20 protein-coding genes are annotated in these 24,567 nt (G+C 66.4%); 9 read left to right on the top strand and 11 right to left on the bottom strand.

Translation table 11 applies throughout. From position 1 onward, the window contains the following. The first annotated feature begins 109 nt into the window (after positions 1 to 109). Both JOE66_RS00755 and pgm read left to right on the top strand, forming a co-directional pair. Positions 110 to 1,207 carry an Ig-like domain-containing protein gene (locus JOE66_RS00755; protein WP_205106262.1) on the top strand — a complete coding sequence of 366 codons (1,098 nt, stop codon included), beginning with the start codon at positions 110 to 112 and terminating at the stop codon, positions 1,205 to 1,207. A 150-nt stretch (positions 1,208 to 1,357) separates the two neighbouring features. Further along, positions 1,358 to 2,983, top strand: a complete 1,626-nt coding sequence (gene pgm / locus JOE66_RS00750) for a phosphoglucomutase (alpha-D-glucose-1,6-bisphosphate-dependent) (protein ID WP_205106261.1) — start codon at positions 1,358 to 1,360, stop codon at positions 2,981 to 2,983. A 334-nt stretch (positions 2,984 to 3,317) separates the two neighbouring features. Here pgm and JOE66_RS17740 read toward each other — a convergent pair whose 3' ends face one another. Both JOE66_RS17740 and JOE66_RS00740 read right to left on the bottom strand, forming a co-directional pair. Then, positions 3,318 to 3,779 (bottom strand): M15 family metallopeptidase, encoded by a 462-nt coding sequence (locus tag JOE66_RS17740; RefSeq protein WP_275576833.1) that lies wholly within the window; start codon positions 3,777 to 3,779, stop codon positions 3,318 to 3,320. Between the two features lie 620 nt (positions 3,780 to 4,399). Continuing rightward, positions 4,400 to 5,284: an amidase domain-containing protein gene (locus JOE66_RS00740; protein ID WP_205106259.1), complete on the bottom strand. Its 885-nt coding sequence runs from the start codon at positions 5,282 to 5,284 to the stop codon at positions 4,400 to 4,402. Positions 5,285 to 5,538: 254 nt separating this feature from the next. Between JOE66_RS00740 and JOE66_RS00735 the strand changes: the two genes are divergently transcribed. Next, positions 5,539 to 7,308: an MDR family MFS transporter gene (locus JOE66_RS00735; protein ID WP_205111450.1), complete on the top strand. Its 1,770-nt coding sequence runs from the start codon at positions 5,539 to 5,541 to the stop codon at positions 7,306 to 7,308. Between the two features lie 246 nt (positions 7,309 to 7,554). Here the strand turns inward: JOE66_RS00735 and JOE66_RS00730 are convergent, their stop codons facing one another. Next, on the bottom strand, positions 7,555 to 8,484 hold the full coding sequence (locus tag JOE66_RS00730; protein WP_205106258.1) for a DNA-methyltransferase: 930 nt from the start codon (positions 8,482 to 8,484) through the stop codon (positions 7,555 to 7,557). 71 nt (positions 8,485 to 8,555) lie between these two features. On the opposite strand from JOE66_RS00730, the gene JOE66_RS00725 reads away from it, so the two are divergent. After that, positions 8,556 to 8,843: a GNAT family N-acetyltransferase gene (locus JOE66_RS00725; RefSeq protein WP_205106257.1), complete on the top strand. Its 288-nt coding sequence runs from the start codon at positions 8,556 to 8,558 to the stop codon at positions 8,841 to 8,843. Between the two features lie 202 nt (positions 8,844 to 9,045). On the opposite strand, the gene lplAB is transcribed toward JOE66_RS00725, so the two are convergent. Continuing rightward, complete coding sequence (gene lplAB, locus JOE66_RS00720; RefSeq protein ID WP_205106256.1) at positions 9,046 to 10,095, bottom strand: lipoate-protein ligase LplAB; 1,050 nt, start codon at positions 10,093 to 10,095, stop codon at positions 9,046 to 9,048. A gap of 350 nt (positions 10,096 to 10,445) precedes the next feature. Beyond that, complete coding sequence (locus JOE66_RS00715) at positions 10,446 to 11,303, bottom strand: alpha/beta fold hydrolase (RefSeq protein WP_205106255.1); 858 nt, start codon at positions 11,301 to 11,303, stop codon at positions 10,446 to 10,448. A gap of 73 nt (positions 11,304 to 11,376) precedes the next feature. Here JOE66_RS00715 and JOE66_RS00710 point away from each other — a divergent pair, with 73 nt between their 5' ends. Further along, a complete protein-coding gene (locus tag JOE66_RS00710; protein ID WP_205106254.1) occupies positions 11,377 to 11,769 on the top strand; it encodes a hypothetical protein in 393 nt (130 codons plus the stop codon). A gap of 141 nt (positions 11,770 to 11,910) precedes the next feature. After that, positions 11,911 to 13,356 carry an Ig-like domain-containing protein gene (locus JOE66_RS00705; protein WP_205106253.1) on the top strand — a complete coding sequence of 482 codons (1,446 nt, stop codon included), beginning with the start codon at positions 11,911 to 11,913 and terminating at the stop codon, positions 13,354 to 13,356. A 72-nt stretch (positions 13,357 to 13,428) separates the two neighbouring features. On the opposite strand, the gene JOE66_RS00700 is transcribed toward JOE66_RS00705, so the two are convergent. From JOE66_RS00700 to JOE66_RS00690, 3 genes are read right to left on the bottom strand one after another with little or no spacing between them, the layout of a single operon-like run. Next, the gene (locus JOE66_RS00700) at positions 13,429 to 14,274 is read right to left on the bottom strand and encodes a transglutaminase family protein (RefSeq protein WP_205106252.1); all 846 of its coding nucleotides are present in this window, start codon (positions 14,272 to 14,274) and stop codon (positions 13,429 to 13,431) included. Continuing rightward, positions 14,271 to 15,203, bottom strand: coding sequence for an alpha-E domain-containing protein (locus JOE66_RS00695; protein WP_205106251.1), 933 nt, complete (start codon positions 15,201 to 15,203; stop codon positions 14,271 to 14,273). The genes JOE66_RS00700 and JOE66_RS00695 overlap by 4 nt, the downstream gene beginning before the upstream one ends. Further along, entirely contained in the window at positions 15,197 to 16,969 is a 1,773-nt protein-coding gene (locus JOE66_RS00690; protein ID WP_205106250.1) for a circularly permuted type 2 ATP-grasp protein, read from the bottom strand. Before JOE66_RS00690 ends, JOE66_RS00695 begins: the two co-directional genes overlap by 7 nt. 67 nt (positions 16,970 to 17,036) lie before the next feature. On the opposite strand from JOE66_RS00690, the gene JOE66_RS00685 reads away from it, so the two are divergent. Further along, positions 17,037 to 17,435 carry a DoxX family protein gene (locus JOE66_RS00685; RefSeq protein ID WP_239518167.1) on the top strand — a complete coding sequence of 133 codons (399 nt, stop codon included), beginning with the start codon at positions 17,037 to 17,039 and terminating at the stop codon, positions 17,433 to 17,435. Positions 17,436 to 17,444: 9 nt separating this feature from the next. Here JOE66_RS00685 and JOE66_RS00680 read toward each other — a convergent pair whose 3' ends face one another. The 3 genes from JOE66_RS00680 to JOE66_RS00670 all read right to left on the bottom strand — a co-directional run bounded on the left by JOE66_RS00680 (position 17,445) and on the right by JOE66_RS00670 (position 22,097). Then, entirely contained in the window at positions 17,445 to 18,413 is a 969-nt protein-coding gene (locus JOE66_RS00680) for a PfkB family carbohydrate kinase (protein ID WP_205106248.1), read from the bottom strand. Between the two features lie 175 nt (positions 18,414 to 18,588). After that, positions 18,589 to 20,751, bottom strand: coding sequence for a glycosyltransferase family 39 protein (locus JOE66_RS00675; protein WP_205106247.1), 2,163 nt, complete (start codon positions 20,749 to 20,751; stop codon positions 18,589 to 18,591). Then, entirely contained in the window at positions 20,751 to 22,097 is a 1,347-nt protein-coding gene (locus tag JOE66_RS00670) for a bifunctional glycosyltransferase family 2/GtrA family protein (RefSeq protein WP_205106246.1), read from the bottom strand. The genes JOE66_RS00675 and JOE66_RS00670 overlap by 1 nt, the downstream gene beginning before the upstream one ends. Before the next feature lie 154 nt (positions 22,098 to 22,251). Here JOE66_RS00670 and JOE66_RS00665 point away from each other — a divergent pair, with 154 nt between their 5' ends. Both JOE66_RS00665 and JOE66_RS00660 read left to right on the top strand, forming a co-directional pair. Next, on the top strand, positions 22,252 to 23,127 hold the full coding sequence (locus tag JOE66_RS00665) for a FadR/GntR family transcriptional regulator (protein WP_239518166.1): 876 nt from the start codon (positions 22,252 to 22,254) through the stop codon (positions 23,125 to 23,127). A 78-nt stretch (positions 23,128 to 23,205) separates the two neighbouring features. Continuing rightward, complete coding sequence (locus JOE66_RS00660; RefSeq protein WP_205106245.1) at positions 23,206 to 24,453, top strand: alpha-hydroxy acid oxidase; 1,248 nt, start codon at positions 23,206 to 23,208, stop codon at positions 24,451 to 24,453. Positions 24,454 to 24,567: the final 114 nt, after the last annotated feature.

Raw genomic sequence — 24,567 nt, 5'->3', positions numbered from 1 at the left:
TTACCCCCTCTTGCACATTTTCTGAAGTCGCGTAATGGATCGGCCTCCGTCGAGTCTCTTCATAGAAGGCTCGATGGGGGCCTGTTCCATGAGCGCAAAAGGATGTGCCATGAATATGTTCAGAATCACAGGCAATAGTGTCACAACCACCCGCGGCCGCGGCCGCCACGCATCACCCACTAGCCTCATCGCAAGTGTTGCCACGGTCGGCTTGTCCGCGATGCTCGCTCTCGGTGGCGCAACGGCCGCTCGGGCCGACGATTCTCCGCCCGCGACTATCGTCGGCGAATCGGTGATCACCAGCTTCATCAGCCCCGGGCGCACCGCCGTCGCGGGCGACAGTGCCACCTACGGGGTCACACTCCGCGCCACGAAAGCCGGCACGGCGGCACTCACCCTGGTGATCGACGGCATGGAGTCGGTCTCCGACTCATCCGTCCCGCGCGAATGGATCCGCCACGGCGACCTCACCGGCTCGGCGGCGCACCGGCTCATCTGGTACAACATTCCCTACTTGAACGAGGGCGACATCGTCTCGCTCTCGCTGCATTTCACCGTCTATTCGAACGACAACCTCGTTAAAGCGACCCTCGCTGGTGGCCCGAGCACCACTGAACACGTCGACGTTGTGCCACCCGCCCCAGCGTGCACGGGGCTCAAGGAACTCATGCCCGCGCAGTCCGGCGCCGGTGCCACCACAACACTCGAGGGTGTGACGTGCCTCGCTCCCGCAGGCACTCGTCTCGGCGAAGACGCGACGGCGAGTCATGGCGAGATCGTCCCCCTCACCGACGGAAAGCTCGCCTACCGCAGCTACGATGCAACCTTCACCGGCCCCGACACCATCTACCTCTTTGCAAGGGATGGCAGAGGCGACCGAAGCGACTCCATACCGATCACCGTCGCCGTTGTTCCAGCGGCCACCGCAGTGACCGACGAATACACGGTCGCGCCCGACACAACACTGACGATGGATGCCCGGCACGGCGTCATGGCGAACGACTCCCTCCCATTCGGGCGAGACGGCTGGTCCGTCGAATCCGGGTATCCACCCGCCCACGGCGCCCTTGATGTTCGAGCCGACGGTGCCCTGACGTTCACGCCGGAGCCCGGCTACACCGGCGACGTCACCTTCCGCTACCGCCTCGGCGGAGCATCCGGCGCCCACAGCAACGTGGTGCAGGCGGTCATCCACATCACTTCGTGACCCCGAATTGGTGACCCGTCTCGATCCCGAGGAGCGAATGCTCGTCGAGATGAGCACGGCTGCTCCTCCACAGGCAGTCCCCCTGGTGAAGTTTTTCAACAGGGAGTGCAAGACCTCGCCGAGGGTGGGCGGAGATGCCAGACTGGTGCCATGAATGAGCGCGCCGGGCTGCGAGCCCTCCCCGAAGACCTGGTCGACATCGATGCTCTGGTGAGCGCCTACTACGAGCTCACGCCAGACGTGACGAATCCCGAGCAGAAGGTCATCTTCGGCACGAGCGGCCACCGCGGCTCGTCGCTCGACACCGCGTTCAACGAGACCCACATCCTGGCGATCACTCAGGCGATCGTGGAGTACCGGGCCCTGCAGGGCATCACCGGGCCCCTCTTCATCGGTCGCGACACCCACGGGCTGTCGAAGCCCGCCGAAGACACCGCGCTTGAGGTGCTGAACGCCAACGGCGTCACCGTCTGGACCGACTCGCGCGGTTCATGGACTCCCACGCCTGCTGTCTCCCATGCGATCCTTCGTTACAACCACGCCGAAGCCGGCCACTTCGACCAGGCCGACGGCATCGTGATCACGCCGAGCCACAACCCTCCGCGCGACGGCGGCTTCAAGTACAACCCGCCCCACGGCGGGCCGGCCGACTCCGACGCCACCGGCTGGATTGCGAACCGGGCCAATGAGATCATCGCGGCCGGGCTCGTCGACGTGCAGCGCGGTGAGGCGACTCCGACAGACACCTACGACTTCCGCGAGAACTACGTGTCAGACCTGTCGAGGGTGATCGACGTGACGAAGATCGCCGAGTCGGGCATCCACATCGGCGCAGACCCTCTTGGGGGCGCGAGCGTCGAGTACTGGGAGCTGATCGGCGAGCGGTACGGGCTCAACCTCGACGTGGTCAACACCACGGTTGACCCACAGTGGGCGTTCATGACGCTCGACTGGGACGGCAAGATCCGCATGGACTGCTCCTCCCCCTATGCCATGGCCTCGCTCGTGGCGAACAAAGACGCATACGACATATCAACGGGCAACGACGCCGATGCCGACCGCCATGGCATCGTCACGCCCGACGCCGGCATCATGAACCCGAACCACTACCTCGCGGTCGCGATCCAGTACCTCTACACGCACCGCACCGACTGGCGGGCGGATGCTGCGATCGGCAAGACGCTCGTCTCCAGCTCCATGATCGACCGGGTTGCAACCTCGCTCGGCCGCACCCTCTGGGAGGTGCCCGTCGGATTCAAGTGGTTCGTACCCGGGCTGATCGACGGTAGTGTCGCGTTCGGTGGGGAGGAGTCGGCGGGGGCGTCGTTCCTGCGGTTCGACGGCAGCGTGTGGACGACCGACAAAGACGGCATCATCCTCGCGCTGCTCGCCTCGGAGATCCTCGCGGTGACAGGTAAGACGCCGTCGCAGCACTACGCAGAGCTGGTGGCAGAGTTCGGCGATCCTGTCTACGAGCGCATCGATGCCGCCGCAACGAAAGCACAGAAGGCAGAGCTGGCCAAGCTCGACGGTGATGCGATCCCGGCAACCTCGCTGGCCGGCGAACCGATCACGGCGAAGCTGTCACGGGCACCCGGCAACGACGCGGCAGTCGGCGGCGTCAAGGTGACCACCGAGCACGCCTGGTTCGCGGCTCGCCCGTCGGGCACCGAAGACGTCTACAAGATCTACGCTGAGTCGTTCCTCGGGGCCGAACACCTGAAGCAGGTGCAGGCCGAGGCCAAGCTCATCGTCGACGGCGCTCTCGGCGCCTAGCCGAGACTGCGGCTGCGGCGGCGGCCCCAGACCCTCGCGCCCACGGCTCACGCGAGAAGTGAGTCGCCCGCGCCGCAATGAGTCCGCTACACCTGTCTCACTGCGGCGCCATCGGCTCACGGGCGGCGGCCAATGTGAGTAGCCCCTTACCGGTGCGGGTTGACTACCGCTCAACCCGCGGCCGCGGCGCGACACGCCTGCGCGCCGACCTTCACCACGGAGAGTGAGTCGCCGGCGCCGCGATGAGGCCGGCACACCCGACTCAGTTCGGCACAACCGACTCACGTGCGGCAGCCGGGGTGGGTAGACCCTGACCGGCGCTCACGGCCGTCGCTCAGCCGCCGTAGTCGGGAGCAGCGGGGAGGCCGAAGAACTCTTCGAGCGTCTCGACTCCGGTGTTGTGCATTTCGTTGGAGAGCTCCGTCCCGACGTAGCGGAAGTGCCAGGGCTCGTACTCGTAGCCCGTGATGGCGGTCTTGTCGGCGGGGTACCGCAGAATGTAGCCGAAGCGGTAGGCGTTGGCGGCCAGCCACTTGCCCGAGGCGGTCTTGCCGAAGCAGTCGAAGTCCGTCGTGCACCCGCTGGTCGTGTCGAGAATGTCCATAGCGAGGCCGGTCTGGTGCTCGCTGAACCCGGGGCGGGCGCTGGTTTTGTCTGCGCCGGCGACGCCGTCGACCCCTACGTAGTACTGGTACGCCCTCACCTGCACGCTGTAATCGCGGTACCCACTTTGCGCCACGAGCTGCGTGCCGACCTCATTCTTGTCGGCGGCGAACATGGCAGCCAGAGCCGCCATCGGCGTGAGCCGCAGTTGGTACCCGTTCGGGTTGGGCATGTCAGGCGGCAGGTCGGTGAGCTCGTTCGGCACGAAATTCTCGGCATCGGGGATCGGGCGCTGCTTGTTCACAACGAACCAGTAGCTGTTCGGGTCGTCGATCGACAGCTGGGTCTTGTCGAAGCCTGGCGGTGGAGGCGGCGTGAACGGGGCGGCTGAGGGTGAGGGTGACGCCGGCGTCACGGGTGAAACTGCAGGGGCAGGCGCATCCGACGTTGCACCGGGCGATGCGACTGTGGTTGTCGTGCCGGCGACGTTCGCCACGGGCGGCAGGATGCGCGGGGCAGCGATGAGCACGGCCGCGACGGTGCCGCCGACGAACAACGACAAGACGATCACGATGGTCGAGACGGCGATGACGCGGCGCCTGACAAGGGCTCGCCGGGCTTCTGGCGAGCCGGGGCTTTCGGGGGAACGGCTCGCAGAGCGGGCGTCGCGCCGCCGGGGTGCGGGGGCACGATCATCCGGAGCCTGCGGGTTGTCGGTTGCCACTCGCCAAGTGTAAAGCGGTCGACTGTGCCACTAGCCAGCTAATAGGTGCTCAGGGCTGGCGATTGTGACGCCGACGACGGCGATTTCTCTCACGCAGCGATGCTGAAGAAGTGCGCCGTGCCCCCCGGGTTGCTCACGGTGATAGCTTCGTCGAGGTCACGGAACTGCGCATCGACGGTGTGCCCGACCAGCTTGATCGAGGTGCTGCCATCGGCATTGGTGAGCACCCCCGAGACGAGCATCGTGTGGTCGACCCCGTTTCCGTTCTGGGGATCCCAGTCGAACATGACGACATCGCCGCCCTTCACCTTGGCCCGGTCGCTCAGCTCGAGTCGGGTGGTGTCGGGCCGGGAGGCGAGGTAGTCGTCCATCTCGTTGCCGCGGATCCAGCTGTAGCTGTAGTCACCTGTCGTCGCGTAGTCGCTGTACCAGTCGTCGTTCTGCTCCCAGCCGCGGGCGAGCAGGGTCTGGTTCACGAAGTTGCCGCAGTCGTTGTCGGGGAACCTGCCCCACTCGTCGAGGTTGTAGTTCTGCCAATACGTGAAGGCGTACTGGAGTTGGCGGTCGACTCCAGTGACTGCCTCGTAAGTGAACTGCGGGGCAGCGTCGACGGTGGTGCCGTCGGACTGCGCGAGCGTGATCGAGACAGTTGCCGGCTGGTAGTCGGCGGCCGCGGGTGTGACCACGCTGATCTGTGATTCACCCACCAGCGAGAACGACTCCGCAGGCACGCCACCGAAGAGCACCGACACCGTCTTGCCCAGATCGGAGCCCGAGAGCACAACCGATGCCCCGCCGAGGAGCGGACCGGAGACGACGCTCGCGTCGGTCACCGCAGGCACGGGAGTGGGCGTGGGGCTCGGGGTTGCCGAGAGGCGCGCGTCTTCTGCGGTTGCGCGCAGGGCAACACCCCCGACGACGGCCATCAGGCTGGAGCCACCGGCATAGAAAAGTACGGCACGACGAGAAGGCATATCTCCAGAACATCATTCGCATCTATGAATTACATGTGTGCCCCGAAAGGGGGAGCAGAGAAAATCATGCGCGCGAAGGCAGGCAGTCCTCGGGTTGCACGAGTCTTTCATGAGGTGTAACTTTGCAGTCTACGCAAACTTTCTTCGGCAGCTCCCTCCCGCACTCACGCACTCCCTTTCAGAGGAATTTCATGTCTCGCGCCAGCACTTCCGGCAAAGCCCGGGCCCAATCGATCAAGGATGCCGGCGGCGTCATGTCGCACCGGCAGATCATGGTCATCATCTTCGCGTTGATGGCGGGCATGTTCCTCGCCGCCCTCGACCAGACCATCGTCGGCACCTCGATGCGCACCATCTCCGACGACCTGCACGGCCTGAGCCTGCAGGCCTGGGTGACGACGGCCTACCTGATCATGTCGACGATCAGCACGCCGATCTACGGCAAGCTCTCCGACATCTTCGGACGTCGACCGCTGTTCATCATCGCGATCACCATCTTTCTGGTGGGCTCGCTGCTGGCCGGCATCTCGACGTCGATGTACGAGCTGGCGGTCTTCCGCGGCATCCAGGGCCTCGGTGCCGGTGGCCTGATGGCGCTGCCTCTCGCGATCATGGGCGATATGCTCGCCCCGCGTGAGCGCGCCAAGTACCAGGGCTATTTTCTGGCCACGTTCGGTATCGCCAGCGTCATCGGCCCGCTGCTCGGCGGCCTGCTCGCCGGGTCGAACGAGATTCTCGGTATCACTGGGTGGCGCTGGGTCTTCCTGATCAACCTGCCGATCGGAATCGTCGCCCTCGCTGTCGTGCTGAAGTTCCTGCACCTGCCCCACACGAAGCGCACGGTTCGCATCGACTGGTGGGGCGCGGCCATGGTCGTGCTCGCGCTCGTTCCGCTGCTCCTCGTCGCCGAGCAGGGCCGCGAGTGGGGCTGGGGTTCTGCCGGCGCATGGCTCTGCTACGTGCTCTCGGCCGTCGGCATCGCCGCGTTCATCGTCGCCGAGCGCCGGATGGGCGATGACGCACTCATTCCGCTGAAGCTCTTCAGATCATCCACTTTCTCGATGGCGACCGTGCTCGGTGTTCTCGTCGGTTTCGGCATGTTCGGTGCCATGATGACGATTCCGCTCTACCTGCAGATCGTTCAGGGCCGCACGCCCACCGAGTCGGGCTTCCTGATGCTGCCGATGATTCTCGGGCTCATGATCTCGTCGATCGTGAGCGGGCAGATGATCGCTCGCACCGGCCGGTACAAGAAATTCCCGGTCATGGGCACCGCGTTCATGGCCGTCGGCTTCTACCTGATGACGTACCTCACCGTCGACAAGCCCCTGTACTTCGTGATGATCGCGATGTTCATGATCGGCCTGGGCCTCGGGCAGATGATGCAGACGCTCACCATCGCGTCGCAGAACTCGGTCGGCCCGCGCGACATCGGCGTGGCGACGAGCGCGTCGACCTTCTTCCGGCAGATCGGTGGAACGCTGGGCACCGCGGTCGTCTTCTCGTTCATCTTCACTCGCCTGCCCACGACCGTCGCCGACGCGTTCAGCTGGACGTCGACGCAACAGGGCATCGCCGCAGCGGCGACCGACCCGGCCGTGACGGGCAACCCGGCGAACACGCAGGTGCTCGGCTGGATCCAGAACCAGGATGTCGCGGCGATCGGCTCTGCGCTCAACGGCGACACCGCCTTCCTGAGCGTCATCGACCCGCGCCTGGCGTACCCGTTCCTCAGCGGCTTCTCCTACGCGATCGCCTCGGTCTTCTGGATCACGCTCGCCGTCATCCTGGTGGCCTTCGTGCTGGCCCTCTTCCTCAAGGCTCCCCCGCTGCGTGCGAAGTCGGCCATGCAGGAGGCAAGCGATCTGGATGCCCGCGACGATGTGCTGGCGGCCGAAGCCCTCGCTGCGGCCAACCTCACCGGCGCCATGATCGAACCCGGCACCTCGAGCGAGCAGCTCGACCCGGACGCGGCCCCCGCCGTCGCCGCAGCCACCGGCCCAGACGCACCACGCCACGCCTGACCTCGGACGCGCCACTTCAGGTGCGCGAAAACGTCCCCAAGACTCACGTTTTGGGGACGTTTTTGCACACCCGCGCGGTGCACGTGTCGGCCGACAGGATGCTCGGGGTTGTCGGCAGCGATCGCCTCACAGACTCGAAACTCACACTCATCGCTCGGTGCGCGGAAACGTCCCCAAGCCCCAGCCTTTCGGGACGATTGCGCGCACCCGTGAAGTTCAGAGGCCGGGACGCGAGCAGGTCGGCGGCTACTCGAAGACGGTGGCTGCAGGGAGGCGTTTGCGCATGACGGCGATCGCCTCGGGGTTCTGGTCGATGAGCACGAAGTTGCGCCCGAGCGACGCGGCGACGGCCCCGGTGGTGCCGCTGCCGGCGAAGAAGTCGAGCACCCAGTCGCCCTGGCGGGTGGACGCCTGCACGATGCGGCGCAGCACGCCCTCGGGCTTCTGCGTGGGGTACCCCGTCTTCTCCTTCCCGGTGGGCGAGACGATCGTGTGCCACCAGACGTCGGTCGGCAGCTTGCCGCGCGCGACCTTCTCGGCCGAGACGAGGCCCGGAGCCATGTACGGCTCTCGATCGACCTCCTCCGAGTTGAAGTAGTACGTCTCGGGGTTCTTCACGTAGACCAGGATCGTGTCGTGCTTCGTCGGCCACTTCGACTTCGACTTCGCGCCGTAGTCGTACGCCCAGATGATCTCGTTCAGAAAACTCTCGCGGCCGAACAACGCGTCGAGCAGCACTTTCGCATAGTGCGCCTCGCGGTAGTCGAGGTGCAGGTACAGCGTGCCGTCGTCGGCGAGCAGCCGCCACGCCTCGAGCAGGCGCGGCTCGAGGAACTCCCAGTAGTTCTCGAAGACGTCGTCGTACCGCAGCAGGTCGCCCTTGATCCGCTCGTAGCTGTTGCCCTTGAAACCGGTGATGGTGCCGGTGCCGGCGGATGCCCGGACGGCGGTTGTTCCCTGGCGCCGCTGCACGCGCCCCGTGTTGAAGGGCGGGTCGAGGTAGATCAGCGTGAAAGAGGCGTCGGCGAGGGCCGGGAGCACCTCGAGGTTGTCGGCGTGGAGCACACGGTTGGGATTCGTCGGTGCCGACTCGGGCCGATCATCCGGACCCCGAACCGCGTCTGCCGGCGCCCCCAGCTCGCGCTGTGCGTTCGGGGAGAGCGGCGAGACGGGCATGTTCTCATTGTGACAGCAGCGCGTCAATCGGTGGCACTGTGCAGGAGCAGGGCTGTAGCCTCGATCAGATCATGAGTACCGAAACAAAGCACGAGCCCGACAAGAACCGTTACATGCTGCTGGTGGATGATCGGGAGGCCGGCCTCGCCGACTACCGCATCCAGGGCGACGAAATCGTCTTCACGCACACCGAGGTCGACCCGGCGAAACGGCAGGGGGGCCTCGCCAGCACGCTCGTCAAGGCTGCCCTGGATGATGTGCGAACGTCCACCACGCTGAAGGTTGTTGCGCAGTGCCCGTTTGTTGCGGACTGGATCGACACCCACCCCGAGTACCACGAACTGGTCGAGCGCGGCTGACAAGCTGGTTGCCTCACTCGCTGAATGACCGCCCCGCTGGTTGAGTAGCCCGCTTGCTGGCGTGTCGAAACCCGGGTTCGGGGCGGGTTTCGATACGTCGCTACGCGACTACTCAACCGGCGGCGTCGCTACGCGACTACTCAACCGGCGGCGACTACGCGACTACTCAATCGGCGGCGTCTGCGCGACCAGTCATCGGGCGTCACGGAACGCGCTCGATCCACTCCCTCGTGCTGAACTTCTCGTCGACGAGCTGCTGGGCCTTGGCGTACTCGTCGTCGGTGATATCGCCGGGCGTCGCGCCGTAGAGCGAGGTGAACGTCGCCTTCATGCGGTCGATGATCTCGGCGCGACTCAGCCCGGTCTGGCTGCGCAGTGGGTCGACTCGCTTGGCTGCCGATTTGGTGCCCTTGTCGCTCATCTTCTCGCGGCCGATGCGCAGCACCTGCACCATTTTCTCGCCATCGATGTCGTAGCTCATGGTCACGTGGTGAAGCACTGCACCGTTGCCAAGCCGCTTCTGAGCGGCCCCGCCGATCTTGCCGGTCGGGCTGGCGATGTCGTTCAACGGAACGTAGCTCGCGTCGATGCCGAGCGACTTGAGGGCGACCAGAACCCACTCGTCGAGAAAGGCGTACGAGTCGGCGAAGCTGAGGCCCTGCACCAGGTCGGCCGGAGCGTAGATCGAGTAGGTGACGACCGATCCGGCCTCCATGAACATGGCCCCGCCACCGCTGACCCGACGAACCACGTCGAAGCCGTACTTTGCGGCGTTCTCGGGGTCGACCTCGTTCTTCAGCGACTGGAAGCTGCCGATGACAACGGCCGGTGAATCCCATTCCCAAATGCGCAGTGTGGGTGCGCGACGGCCCTCCCCCACTTCGACGGCCAGCACCTCGTCCAACGCCATCTGCATCACAGGCGGCACGGCCTTCGAATGGATGATCTGCCAGTCGTAGTCGCGCCAGCTCGTCGCCTTGGCAAGCGAACGCCGAATCGCCACCGCAACGCCCTCCGGCGAGAAACCCAGCAGCGTGGCATCCTTCGGCAGCGCGGCCTTGATGGCTGCGGCGATCGACGCGGCATCGCTCTCGGCAGAGAGGCCGTTCACGGCGTCATCGATGTCAGCAAGCGCGCTGTCGGGTTCGAGAAAGAAGTCGCCGGCCAGCCGAAAGTCGGCGAAGGCTCCGTCGACCACGTCGAGGTCGACGACGACGAGCTTGCCACCCGGGACTTTGTATTCTCCGTGCACTTGATTCCCTAACAATCGGTTGTTCATTCCCACGTTGCACGTCGAGGCACAGCCCCGCCGGCGCTGGCGTCGCGCGATTGCGATGCAATCGCCACAGCTCCAGCGCGCATGCAGGACTCAAGCCTAACCAACGACCAGAAGTCGTGAGCGGGGGCCCGCGCGCGGGTACGTCGGTGGGTGTAGAGACAGGACCGGCAGGGATCGGGACCTTGGGCGGAGCACAGCCCACGCGCCGTCCATGGGGCGGGGATGTGGCGCGTGCTCCGCCCGAAGTCACCTGCGGCGGTGGGCCCAGGGTCGCCGTGACTGCCGAGCGGCCGCGTGTCGCGGACAGAAGCAGGGCGAGTGAGTCAGCGCGAGGTCGGCACCACGAGACGCTGGTCGAGCCACGCGATCAGGTCGCCGAGCACTTCGTCGCGGTTCGTCTCGCGCAGAACCTCGTGCCGGGCATCCGGATACAGCTTGACGGTCACGTCGTGCAACTGGGCCTTGCGGTACGCATCAGCCAGCTTCTGCACGCTGCGCTCCCCGCCGAGGATGTCGTCGGTGCCCGCGAGGATGAGGATCGGGATGTCGGTGGCGAACGACTTCGCCGGGCGTCCGAAGAGCCGCAAGCCGTCCGCCAGCCCGAACAGCTTGAGCACCTTCGCCTCGAACATGAGTTCATCGGCAGCGGCTTTCGTCTGCACGGCCACGTCACGACTCAGCCATTCGTAACCGGTTCCCCCGCCGCCGGGTGGCCGGTGGCGCCTGCTGAGGTCTCCGCCGTCCATTGAGCCGGGCATCCGGTAGGCCGTGCCCACCAGCACCGCGCCCGCGTACCCGGCAGACGAGGCGTTGAGGAGCTTCTGCACCATGAGCGATCCCCAGCTCTGGGCCAGCAGCACGATCGGCATGCCGGGGTGTTTGGCCCTGATGATCTCGGTGAACTGCCGGATGCCCGCGATTGTGGCGCGCAGGCCCCCTGCGCCGAGATGGCCGAGTTGGGTGTGGTCGCCGCGGTACTGGTCGAGACCCGTCTGGCCGTGGCCGCGGTGGTCGTTGGCGTAGACCGAGTAGCCGGCTGCGTTCAGCTCGCGCGCGATCTGGTCGTAGCGCTCGGCATACTCGCCGAGGCCGTGAGAGATCTGGATGATCGCGCGGGGGTTTGCGATGAGCCACTCGTAGTACGTGATGGTGACGCCGTGTTCGTCGTTGAAGGTTGGCACATGCTCATTCTGCACCCTGCGTGATCCAGGATGATGTATGCTGACGTTTTCTCATGATTGAAAGGACTGAAACGTGTCGTCACCTGTCAGCATCGATGGCCTGGGGGCTCACCACACACCGGGCCGGAGGCGGCGCAGGCGACGACTTCTTGTTTCGGCACTCGCGGCGCTTGCCGTCATGAGCGGGTTGGTGGTGATTCCGGCGACCACGGCCTCTGCTCTCTCGATCGACTGCGCCTACACGCCGGGACTGGGCGACTACGCTGCGCGCAACGGCATCGATTGCCAGGTAGGCACCCGTGGCGGGTTCGTCAGCACGGCCGGCCCCGGCGGGTTCAGCAGTGCCTTCATGCCAGGAGGCGCCGTTGCGCCGGGCACGATGTCGTCGTACTGCGTCAATGAAGCGCCGTCGATGCCCGAGGAGCTCTACGCCAGAGGCACGGTCACGGCAGAGTCATATTCCTAAGCCAACGGAACCGCGTCGACGTACTACTACCGAGACGGCAAGTTCTTCGCCCAACGCGACATCTTCGACCTCAACGGCGACGGCGACACCGGCGGCCGCGACACCATCACGATCAGGGACTTCTCCCTCGGCAACGGGCTGATGGTCAAGTGGCAGCTCGACTGCCTGAACCGAACAGGATGGCTCCAATCCCTGATCGACACGAACAATGTCGACGTCGATGAATATGTCGTCGGCCCTTCGCCGACGGCAACCCCCAGCCCCTCACCCACAAGCACTCCACCGGCACATTCGAGCGAACCGCCGGTCTCCAGCGCCAGCCTCACTCCCGTCGCAGGGGGAACGAACGAGTTCACCTACAGCGTGGAGGTGAAGAACACCCACTCGACCGCGAGACCGTTGAGCCTCGAAGTCGACGAATCGGCGTTCACCGTCACCAAGGTCGCGGCGATGCCGCCCGGTGGTTCCTGCCCGAGCGCGAGTGGGCTGGCACTTCGGTGCGTGGTCGACCCCATGGCAGCGAACTCATCGGGAGTCTTCACGTTCCTTGTCACGGCAAAGCCGACCCCGAATTCGTCAGCCGACCTGGTCTCGATAGCCTCCGTGCACGGACTTGTCGGCTCTCATGCCGTTGGAGCAAGCTACAACCTCTCCCACGGACGGGTTTCGCCCTTCAACGGGTCGATGGACACGACAAGTTTCATCACGCCAGGGCACGCGCCAGCGGCGGGAGCTGACGTGACCTACGGCGTGACTCTGCGGGCGACATCCGCGGGTACGCCGACGGTGAAGCTCAACGTGAATGGCCTGGCAAACGCGTCTGAGGCGGCCGTTCCCGCGGGCTGGGTGCGGTCGGGGTCGCTCGACGGAACGACGATCACCTACAAGGGATCGTTCATGAACGTGGGTGACATCAGGTCACTCTCTCTGCACTTCAGGCTCTCGGGCACGAGCAACACCGCGAGTGTCTTGTCTTCGGTGAATGACGCACCGGCCAAGACCGACACCGTGACGATCCAGCCGGATGCTCCGGTGTGCACCGGCAATGCCGTCGTGCAGAATCGCGCGGCACAGGTGCAGCTCGATGCACTCTCGTGTTCCGTTGCGGCCGGTTCGCGACTCAGCGATGTCTACCACCCCGAGGCCCACGGTCAGCTCACGGTCAAACCCAGCGGTGCACTGTTCTACCGAGCCAGAGACACCAGTTACAGCGGGGACGACACGGCCTACGTGGTCGCGATTGATTCGGCTGGCCGCACGAGTGCGCCCAGCGCGATTGCCGTGAAAATCGCACCCCCGGCCACCGCGGTCGCCGACGAATTCACGGTGACCAGCGGCGGCTCTTTGAACGTTGCTGGTGCAGGCACCGGGTTGACGGCGAACGATGTGTTCCCCGCCGGGCGCGAGGGCTGGATGGTCGAGGCAGGTAACCCGCCCGCGAACGGCGACGTGCAGGTGAATGCCGATGGGAGCATCCGGTACACACCGCACGCGGGGTTCCACGGCGACGATACCTTCCGATATCGCCTCGGCGGGCCGCAGGGAGCACACAGTGATCCGGTGACCGTGACCGTGCACGTGCAGTAGGCCTGGGACGCGCAGTGACGGTACGTGTGACGCCGTCACTGCGCGACAGCAGAGCGCGACAGCCGTGGTGCGTCAGGCCTCCCGGGTGATCTCCACCGAGACGAACAGGCGCGAGCCGAACGGGCCGGCGTACACCCCGCGCAGCGGAGCGACATCGTTGTAGTCGCGCCCGCGACCCACGGTGACGTGGCGGTCGCCGATGTCGATGGAGTTCGTCGGGTCGAACCCGCGCCACTCCCCGCAGAACCACTCGACCCAGGCGTGCGATTCGCCCGTCACGGTCTCACCGATCTGAGCGGAGGGCTTCGGGTGCAGGTAGCCCGAGACGTAGCGTGCCGGAATGCCGACCGAACGAAGGGCGCCGAGCGCGATGTGCGTGATGTCCTGGCAGACACCCTTCTTCTCGACCCACGCCTCGCGCGCGTTCGTGTGCACGCCGGTGACGCCAGTCATGTACTCGACCTGCCGCCCGATCTCGCTGCAGATCTCCAGAGCGGCATCGCAGGTACTGTCGAACCGGCCCGCGATCTCGGCAGCAAGGGCTGCGACCTCGGCAGGCGGTTCGGTGAGGCCGGTCTGCTTGATCTGCTCGACAGTCGACGTCACCTTCGCCGAGGCCTCAGCGAGCCCCTCCCAGCTGAGATCATGCGGCGGATGCTCGCGGGGCCGTACCTCGATCAGCGAGTTCGCCGTGAGAGCCAGCTCTTTGTGGCCCGTCAGCACCTCGAACGAGCTGACCCTGGTCCCCCAGTAGTCCACGTAGGTATGGTTCGACGACAGAGGCGTGATGTCGAGGTTGGAGAACAACACGAACTGTCCGTCGGAACTCACGGGGAGCATCCGTGCCTCGTTGTAGGAGGCCTGGACTTCGCCCTCGTAACGATAGCCGGTGGTGTGCTTGATGCGCAGGCGGGTCATACCTTCTCACCCACCCAGCTCGGTGCCGCGTTGGTGGGGAAGTACCGCTGGCGGATCGCCTCGGATGCCTCACTCGTCGCTTCTTGCACCAGGTCCATGTGGTGGGGCAGGTCGTGCAGGATGTCCATGATCGGTCGGTACTCCAGTTGGCTGCGGATCTGGCCGAGCAGGCGCTGGGCCTGGTCGGTGACGGCGAGCCGGGTGTTTCGGGGTTCGATGTCGCGAAGGCTCTGCTCGGCGCGGGTGACCGAGAAGAGGATCGAGCGGGGAAAGAGCCGGTCAAGCAGCAGGAACTCGGCGGCATTGCGGGCGCTCGGAACACCGCGGTAGGTGCGCAGGTACGACTCGTAGGCACCACAGGAGCGGAGAATCGTCGTCCAGGACGGGCCGCTGGCCTCGGTGAGGCTGCGGGTGGCGAGCAGGCGGGCCGTCATGTCGGCCCGTTCGAGGCTGCGGCCGAGGGTGAAGAAGTGCCAGGCCTCGTCTCGGCTGGCCGCCGACTCCTGGATTCCGACGGCAAGCGCCGAGCGCTCGCGCACCCAGGCGAAGAACTCGTGGGTCTTCTCGACGGCGATCTTGCGCGGCATACGGGCACGCGTGGTGTTGAGGCACTCCCACAACTCTGTCGACACGATCTCGCGAGCGCGCCGGGCGTTCTCGCGGGCGGCGCCGAGCGAGTAGGCGATCGAGGCGGGCTGCGTGCGGTCGACGGCGAGGATCGCCAGCACGTCGGCACGAGTCAATTCGTGATCATCCGGTGGGATCTCACTGCCCATGACCGCGAGGAGCGAGCGGCAGGCGAGGTTCTCCTCGATCCACGGGTCTTCGAGCAGCAACTGGAGGTGCACGTCGAGGATGCGGGCGGTGCCGTCACTGCGCTCAATGTAGCGGCCGATCCAGAACAGTGACTCGGCGATGCGGCTCAGCATTGTGCTGCTCCTTCGGTTCGCGCGGCGGGCAGGGCGTCGGCGTTGACCGCGCGGGGGGCGGGCAGGGGAAGGTCGAGCGATCGCGAGGCGAAGGTCCGGGCATCCGGCACCAGTCGCTGTTGTTGCTGCTGCTCCTGCTGGTCCTGGTGCGAGCGCGGCTTGTCGTACGGCGAATGGTCTGGCGTGTGCCCCACGATGGGGATCGCCTGGGTGTTCGCTGCCTGGTCGGCGACGAGTCCCTGGATGTTCTGCGCGACAACAGCAGTGCCGTCGATCGGCGAGAACCCGCCCGGGAACCCGACGACCCAGGTGTCTTTCGATCCGCCGCCCTGCGACGAGTTCACCACGAGCTCACCCTCGGGCAGCGCGACGCGGGTCAGGCCGCCGGGCAGCACCCACACGTCTTTGCCATCGTTCACTGCGAACGGGCGGAGGTCGGCGTGCCGCGGGCGCATGCCGTCTTCGACGAGGGTCGGTATGGTCGACAACTGGATGACCGGCTGGGCGATCCACCCACGCGGGTCTTTGATCAACCTCTTGCGAAGAGCCTCGAGCTCTTTGGCCGAAGCGGCGGGCCCCACGACCAGCCCCTTGCCGCCCGAGCCGTCGACGGGCTTCACGACGAGTTCGTCGAGCCGATCGAGCACCTCTTCGAGCGCACCCGGGTCTTCGAGGCGCCAGGTGTCGACGTTCGGGATGAGCGGCTCTTCTGACAGGTAGTACCGGATCAGGTCGGGCAGATAGGTGTAGACGAGCTTGTCGTCGGCGACGCCGTTGCCGACCGCGTTCGCGATGGTGACGTTGCCGAGGCGTGCAGCGAGCAGGATGCCCGGCGAACCCAGCATCGAATCCGCACGGAACTGCAATGGGTCGAGGAACTCGTCGTCGACGCGCCGGTAGATCACGTCGACGCGCGTCGGCCCTGCCGTCGTGCGCATCCAGACCCGGCCACCGGAGCAGAAGAGGTCACGGCCTTCGACGAGTTCGATGCCCATCAGTCGGGCCAGCAGAGTGTGTTCGAAGTAAGCGGAGTTGTAGACACCCGGAGTGAGCACGACCACGTTCGGGTCTTCGACGCCTTCGGGGGCAGACGCGCGGAGGGCCTGCAGGAGCTTGTTGGGGTAGTCGCCGACCGGGCGCACCCTCATCGAAACGAACAGCTCGGGCAGCGTCTGCGCCATGACCCGGCGGTTCGATATGACGTAGCTCACGCCGGAGGGCACGCGAACGTTGTCTTCGAGCACCCGCCACGCGCCCTTCTCGTCGCGGATCAGGTCGATGCCCGAGACCTGGATTCGCACACCGTTGGCGCTCACGATTCCCGCCGCCTCGCGGTGGAAGTGGCTCGACGAGCTGACGAGCCCCGCGGGGATGACGCCGTCGCGAATGGCATTCTGCGAGCCGTAGATGTCGGAGAGGAAGGCCTCGAGTGCCCTGACCCGCTGCTTGATGCCCTTCTCGACGCCGACCCATTCCTTCTGCTCGATGACACGGGGCACCGCGTCGAGCGGGAACGGGCGCTCCTCACCGGCGAAGTCGAACGTCACTCCCTGCGCCAGATAGGAGCTGGCCAGGGCGTCGGTGCGCCCCCGCAGCTCTTCTTGCGTCATGCGTGCGAGCGCGTTGTAGATGTCTTTGTACGCCGCACGTGCTTCAACAGGAGACGACGAGTCTGGTTCGGGGAACATCTCGTCGTATGCGCTCGCGCCCTTGATGGGCTTGCGAGGCAAGAGGGTGGCGCCATAGCCGGCGAACAGGTCAACCATGCCTGCGAGCCTAGCGCTGGGTTGTTGCGGGTGTGTTTCTGGCCACGCGCAGGTCATGAAGTGGCGGATGCCCGGCCGCACGATCGCACGGGTGCTGCTGGGCAGCATTCTCGTGTTCGCGGGGACGAGCCACCTGACATTCGCGCGAAAGGACTTTCAGGCGCAGGTTCCCGACTTCGTACCGCTCTCACCCGACGCCACCGTTCTCGCCTCAGGGGTGGTCGAGATCTCCCTCGGTTCGGCACTGCTGCTCTCGCGAAAACACCGCAGCACCGTCGGATGGGTCGCTGCGGCCTTCTTCACAGCGATCTTCCCGGGGAACATCGCCCAGCTCGTGAATCACCGCGATGCATTCGGTCTCGACACCGACAGGAAGCGGGCCGTGCGGCTGATCTTCCAGCCCGTGCTGGTGCTCTGGGCGCTCTGGAGCACGGGCGCCTGGCTGAACCGGCGGCGCGCGAAGTAGCAAGGGCGGTCAGGCCGGCTGCGCCCCGAGCCACCGCACTGACCGTGCCGCTGCAGCACTGGCAGCTTCCATCGCTTGTCGATGAGTGTCGCCGCGCGCCAGCCGTGCCGCGAGGGTTCCGCAGTACGTGTCGCCCGCGCCCGTCGTATCGACCACGTCTGAAATGGGCGAACCCGGCACGGTGATGTCAGCCCAGCGTGAGCCGTCGGGGCCGAGCGTGACGAGGAGGGAGTCGGGTTCGACACCGGATGCCCGGAGCTCCGCCGCTTCGTGCTCATTCACAATCACGGGGTCGGCCAGCGCCAGCACCTCGGCCGGGAGTTGAGCGAACGGCGCCAGGTTCAGCACGATTCGCGCTCCTGTCACCGAAGCCCAGCGGATCGCCTGGCACACGACGTCGAGATCGAGCTCCAGTGAGACGAGGAGCACGTCACCGTCGGTGAGGGGCGACGGCTCGGAGTCGTAGACCGTGTCGGTCGTGTGCAGTGACGAACCGGTGGTCAGATCCGCTGAAACGGCGTCATCACCATCGGGTTCGACCGCAGCATCGGTTTCGCCCTTCGCCGCGATCCGGCCACCGTTACGCGCCGCGGATTCACCGCGCAGCAACGACAGATCGGAAAGCGAGACGCGGGCATTGGCGCCGGGCGACACGATGATCGTGTTCTCCCCGTGGGCATCGACGGCGATCATCGCGTGACCCGTGGTGACGCCCTTCGTGACGGCGAGCGGGCGAACATCGATCGATCTGGAGGCGAGGCGCGTGCGGTAGTCATGGCCCTCGCCGTCATCGCCGACCCGGCCGATGAAGACGACGTCGGCACCTGCTTCGGCGGCTGCGACGGCTTGGTTCGCGCCTTTGCCACCCCAGAACGTCGCGACGTCGCCCCCGCGGAGAGTCTCACCAGGAAGGGGGTGCCTCCCGACTCTCACGACGGAGTCGACGTTCACAGACCCCAGCACGAACACACGACCCATGAGCGACTCCTGCCTGTGCCGAACCGTTCGGACGCCCCCCAGCCTAAGCGAGGGGCCTGATTAGTGCGCTTCTGATGCGTGCGGTCTCAGCTCGTGCGGTCTCAGCGTGTGTGCTGGGGCATGCATTCCAGGCGTGCGGAGAGAACGATCCTCCCCGCACGCCTGGGTGCGCCTCTCAGCTCGTGGCAGCTGCAGTGGTCAGGTCGTACAGCGTGGTGCCGTCGACCGTGGTGGCCGTGTAGTTCGCCACGACCCAGGTCGCAATACTCGACGAAGCCGAGCTGCCACCGTTCGACGCCCCGATGTTGCCTGAGGAGATGAAATAGTGGATCTGGCCCGATGCGACGTAGGCCTGGAACTGCTCCAGCGTCGGTGACGGGTCGCTGCCGTTGAACCCACCCAGGGGCATCACTGCCGCCTGGCTGGCCAGCTGGTAGCTCGCGGCGTTCTGCGAGCCCACCGCCGCCGCAGCCCAGGTGTAACTCGACGCATTGGCCGACAGCAGGGCGCTGACCTGCGCGCTCACGGTCGCACCCACGAGGAGACCACCGCCGCCCATTCCGCCGCCGCGGGTGCCAGCGGCAGCCGCACCACCGGCGCCGCCTGCTGTCGTTCCGCCTCCAGCTGCACCGCCCGCGGTTCCACCGGCAGCACCCGTACCGGCCTGGCCTGCGCCAACGGGTGGTGTCAACCCGCCCGCGGTGCCGGGGCCGCCGGCTATTCCGCCGGGCGGAGTGCCCCCACCGCCTGCGCCACCACCGCGACCGAAGCCGCCACCTCCTCCGAAGCCCGTGGACGACGCAACGGTCGGCCCGGCAGTGACGATCGAGCCGGTGTGCCCGGTCGAGATCGTCTGGAGCGTGTAGGCCGTCGGCGCGAGCAGCACAGCAACCAGCGAGACGACGACCGTGGTGACCCGAAGCGCTCGTCTCCTCCATCGGAACGCGAGCAGGAGTGCCCCGACGATGGCGGCAGCGAGCACCACGAACTTGAGCCAGGGCAGCCAGTCTGTGGCCCGCGTGAGGAGCGCGAAGGCCCAGACACCCGTGCCCAGAACGAGGGCGGCCGACAGGAGCCGAGCCCAGAGGTGACGCCGCGTGTTCCAGAGCATCACGGCCCCAGCCCCGACGACCCCAGCGATCGCAGGCGCCAACGCCACGGTGTAGTAGGCGTGGAAGATGCCCGACATGAAACTGAAGATGAGACCGGTGAGAACGAGCCAGCCGCCGAACATGACGAAGATGGCTCGCCGGGCATCCGTTCGCTTCTGGCGCCGGAGCAGGAAGAACGACACCACCAGCAACACAAGGGCCGCCGGGATGAGCCATGCGATCTGGCCCCCGAACTCGCCGTCGAGGAGACGCGTGATTCCTGTCGAACCCCACTGGCCTCCGCCGGTGGTGGCGGTGCCGGCACCACCCGTGACGCTGCCGGTCTCAGCGCCGGTGAGGCGACCGAAGCCGTTGTATCCGAAGGTCAGTTCGAGGAAGTCGTTGTTCTGGGACCCGCCGACATAGGGTCGGAGTGAGGCCGGAACAAGTTCGACCAGTGCGACCCACCACCCCGCAGAGACGATCACCGCGCCGAATGCGGCGAGCAGGTGCAGCAGACGCTTGCCGAAGGTCACCGGGCCTGCCCAGGCGTACGCGAGCGCGAGCGGCGGGAGGATGACGAATGCCTGGAGCTGTTTCGTCAGGAACCCGAACCCGATCATGGCGCCCGCCAGCAGCAACCAGCGCACTCGGCCACTCTCGATTGCCCGCAGGGTGAAGTAGACCGAAGCCGTCATGAGCAGAACGAGCAGGGCGTCGGGGTTGTTGAACCGGAACATCAGGGCGGCCACCGGGGTGCTCGCAAGCACCCCACCCGCCAGCAACGCGGCGCCTGGCGAGAAGTGGCGCCTCACGATGACGTAGACCAGGGCCACCGTGACGACGCCCATGATCACCTCCGGAAGAAGGATCGACATCGAACTCAGGCCGAAGAGCCGCACCGAGATCGCCATGACCCAGAGGCTGGCCGGCGGTTTGTCGACGGTGATCGAGTTGCCCGCATCGGAGGAGCCGAAGAGGAAGGCCTCCCAGTTCTGCGACCCCGCTTGCACGGCGGCAGAGTAGAACTCGTTTGCATAGCCGCTGCTCGTGAGGTTGTAGAGGTAGGCCACTGCAGTAACGAGGAGCAGGCCGATGAGGGCCGGGCGCTCCCACACGGCGTTGGTCGAACGGCCGCGCACGAGCCAGTGCCCGAAGGAGCGGATTCTGCCGCCGACCGCAGCTGGCACGGGGTTGGCTGCGCCGGCGCTGGGCGCGGACGGCCGGGGAAGAGTGCTGCTGGTCATCAGGCTGCGCTCGCTTTCTGTGAAGAGTTCTGGTCGGCCGTCGGTGTCGCACTGAGAGTCTCCGCTGCGCTCTGGCCCTGGGAGACTGCGCCCACCGAGACTGTGGAGAGCGCGGGCTCCTGACCCGAGGTGAGGGAGAGGTGAGAGATATCGATCTCGACCGGTTTCGGGGTACGGAACACCCAGCGGCGCAGAAGCACGAAGCGCAGCACGGTGGCCACGAGGTTGGCCACCGTGAGCACGACCAGCTCGGCCACGGTGCCGGCGTTCGGCGCCAGGGCATCGAGCGCGACGAGCGAGCCCGATGTGATGCCCCAGGCCAGCCCGAACACGATCAACCCCTGGAACTGGTGGGTCGCAGCCTTCGCCGGCCCCCTGATCGCGAAGGTGAAACGGCGGTTCGCCCAGGTGTTCGCCACAGCGGTGATGAGAAGCGCGCTGAAGTTCGCGGCCTGGGCGCCGAGCACCCCCTGCAGAAGCAGGTACAGCACCGCATAGGCCGCGGTCGAGAGTGCGCCGACGATTCCGAACCGCAGAACCTGGCCCAGGAACGACGGCCGGGCTGCAGGCCCGATCGGCGTGCGGCCGAGTTCGGCGTAGATCGACTGCACCGGTATCGCACCTCGGGCAAGGTCACGCCCGACGCGGTACACACCTCGCAGATCCTCCCTGATGGTCGGCATGATCTCCACGCGCGAGTCCGTGTCGTCGATCCAGTCGACCGGTACCTCGTGGATGCGAAGCCCGCTGCGCTGCGCGATCACCAGCAGTTCGGTGTCGAAGAACCACGCATCATCCTGAACCAGGGGCAACAGACGGGCGGCCACATCGGAGCGAATCGCCTTGAAGCCGCACTGTGCGTCAGAGAAACTCACACCCAGGGCGCCGTGCAGCAGAACGTTGTAGCTGCGGGAGATGAATTCCCGCTTGCCGCCGCGCACCACTCGCGACGACCGGGAGAGCCGCGTGCCGATCGCCACGTCTGAATGCCCGGAGAGCAACGGCGCGACAAGCGGAGGCAGCGCTGCGAGGTCGGTTGAGAGGTCGACATCGACGTACGCGAGCACCTCAGCGTTCGACGCACCCCACGCCAGCTTCAGCGCGTGACCGCGGCCCTTGCGCCCGGTGTGAATGACACGCACGCCGTCGATCTCGTCGGCCAGTCGGTCGGCGATCTGCGGCGTGCCATCGGTACTGGCGTTGTCGGCGATGGTGATCTGCCACGTCGTCGACATCTCGTCGGAGAGGTAGGCAGCGAGACGGCGGATGCTGGCGTCGAGAGCGAACTGCTCGTTGTAGACGGGCACCACGACGTCCAGGGCGAGGGGGGAGCCATGCGGGGTCATGGAAAGACTCTCCCTCCTCGGCCTCGCAACGGTCTTTCGGTTCGCTATGACTCGCCTATGAGCATGCGAGGCCCGGCTGCGAGGCCAATCCGGCCACACTTTCGTGTTCGCCGATCATGGGGTAGCCTGTGGTCAGACCATGTGGTCCTACCACATGTGCACCACCGAGCGAATGGATGACCGGGGCCCCGCAATGTCGCACACCACACGCCCGCTCGCCACACCCGTGCCCGCCTCCCCGCCGGCGGACGGCTCCGCCGCCACCTCGCCCCGCGCCTGGGAAGACGTTCTCGCCCACATCGAGTCGCGGCTCGTCTCGGGCGACCTCGCACCCGGCGACCACCTGCCCTCTGAGCGAACGCTCGCGTCGGGGCTCGGGGTGAGCCGATCATCCGTTCGCGAAGCACTGCGCGTGCTCGAAGTGCTCGGGCTTCTGCGCACGCAGGCGGGGTCAGGGCCCGAATCCGGCGCGATCATCATCGCCCGGCCCTCTGGCGGCATGTCGTCGCTCTTGCGCCTGCAGGTCGCAGCCCAGGGCTTTCGGGTCGATGATGTGGTGAGCACCCGCCTCATTCTCGAGACCGCCGTCGCCGCGCAGCTGGCCGAGCGCGTCGCCCTGGCCGGCGCCGCGTCGATCGATCTCACTGCAGCGACCGAGATCCTCGACGCGATGGAGGCGACGGGCGAGCGCGAGCCGACTTCGCCGGAGTTCCTGGCGCTCGACGCGCAGTTCCACTTCTCGCTCGCCGAAGCCGCGGGAAATGACGTGATCGCCGCGATGATGACGGGGCTCCGCAACTCGATCGAGGGCTACTCGATCGCCGGCGCGCGCAACCTGGCCTCGTGGTCGAGCACGGCAACGAGGTTGAAGCGCGAGCATCGGTCGATCATCCGGGCCATCGAGGCGGGCGACTCGCACGCGGCCCGCACAGCTGTCACCGGCCACATCACCGGTTACTACGCCGAGGCGGGCTTCGGTCAGCCGACACCTCTCGGGAGCCCTACGGCCACCTCGCCGAATCCGAAGTGACGTCTTACGACCCGGCAGAGACCTCACGATGCCCGCTTGCCGCCAGTCCTCCCCACCCCCTCCCGAAAGGACACACCCATGGTTGACCGCAGAATGCCGAAGGTACGCGACCTCGCACCGCTCATGCATTTCAAGACGCCCGACCTGAATGCGAAGCGCCGCCGCCTCGAGGGCGCACTCACCATCGCCGACCTGCGTACCATCGCCAAGCGACGCACGCCCAAGGCGGCTTTCGACTACACCGAGGGTGCCGCAGAGGGCGAGATCAGCCTCGCGCGCGCCCGACAGGCCTTCGAAGACATCCAGTTCACGCCGTCGATCCTGCGCGATGTGTCGAAGGTCACCACCGGGTGGGATGTGCTCGGCGCGCCCGTCTCGATGCCGTTCGGCATCGCCCCCACGGGCTTCACCCGCATGATGCAGACCGAGGGTGAGATCGCGGGAGCCGGCGCGGCCGCCGCAGCGGGCATCCCCTTCTCGCTCTCGACGATGGGAACCACGGCCATCGAAGACGTCAAGGCAGTGAACCCGAACGGCCGCAACTGGTTCCAGCTGTACATGTGGAAGGACCGCGAGCGCTCTATGGCGCTGGTTGACAGGGCGGCCACGGCCGGGTTCGACACACTGTTGGTGACCGTCGACGTGCCTGTGGCCGGGGCCCGGCTCCGCGACAAGCGCAACGGGTTCTCCATTCCCCCGCAGCTCACGTTCGGCACCGTCATCAACGCCCTGCCCCGCCCGGAGTGGTGGATCAACTTCCTCACCACCGAGCCCCTCGCGTTCGCCTCGCTCGACCGCTGGTCTGGCACGGTCGGTGAGCTGCTCGACTCCATGTTCGACCCGACGGTCACTTTCGACGACCTCGCGTGGATCAAGGCGCAGTGGCCGGGCAAGATCGTCGTCAAAGGCGTTCAGAACGTGGCGGATGCCCGGCGACTCGCCGATCTGGGCGTCGACGGTGTCGTGCTCTCCAACCACGGCGGCCGCCAGCTCGACCGCGCGCCGATCCCGTTCCACCTGCTACCCGAGGTCGTGCGCGAAGTCGGATCCGAGTATGAAGTGCACCTCGACACGGGCATCATGTCGGGTGCCGACATCGTGGCGGCCGTGGCGCTCGGCGCCCGCTTCACCCTGGTGGGGCGCGCCTACCTCTATGGGCTCATGGCGGGCGGGCGTGAGGGAGTCGACCGCATGATCGCGATTCTCTCGGGTGAGATCATCCGCACCATGCGCCTGCTCGGCGTGAACTCGCTCGAGGAGCTGACCCCCTCGCATGTGACCCAGCTCGAGCGCCTCATTCCCAGGGCCCGCGCGCTGGAGCTATGAGCGAGCATCCAGTGGATGCTCGCCGCGACGCCAGCGCCGTCGAAGCTGTGCTTCGGCGGTATCACGCCCGCCGCCCGGCCCGCTCCTGCGGGTGCGGCCAAACCTGCGGGTGCG

The organism is Subtercola frigoramans, assembly GCF_016907385.1.
Classification (GTDB): Bacteria; Actinomycetota; Actinomycetes; order Actinomycetales; family Microbacteriaceae; genus Subtercola; species Subtercola frigoramans.
The sequence above is the reverse complement of the archived record's forward strand: the minus strand, read 5'-3'. Positions and strand labels throughout refer to the sequence as shown.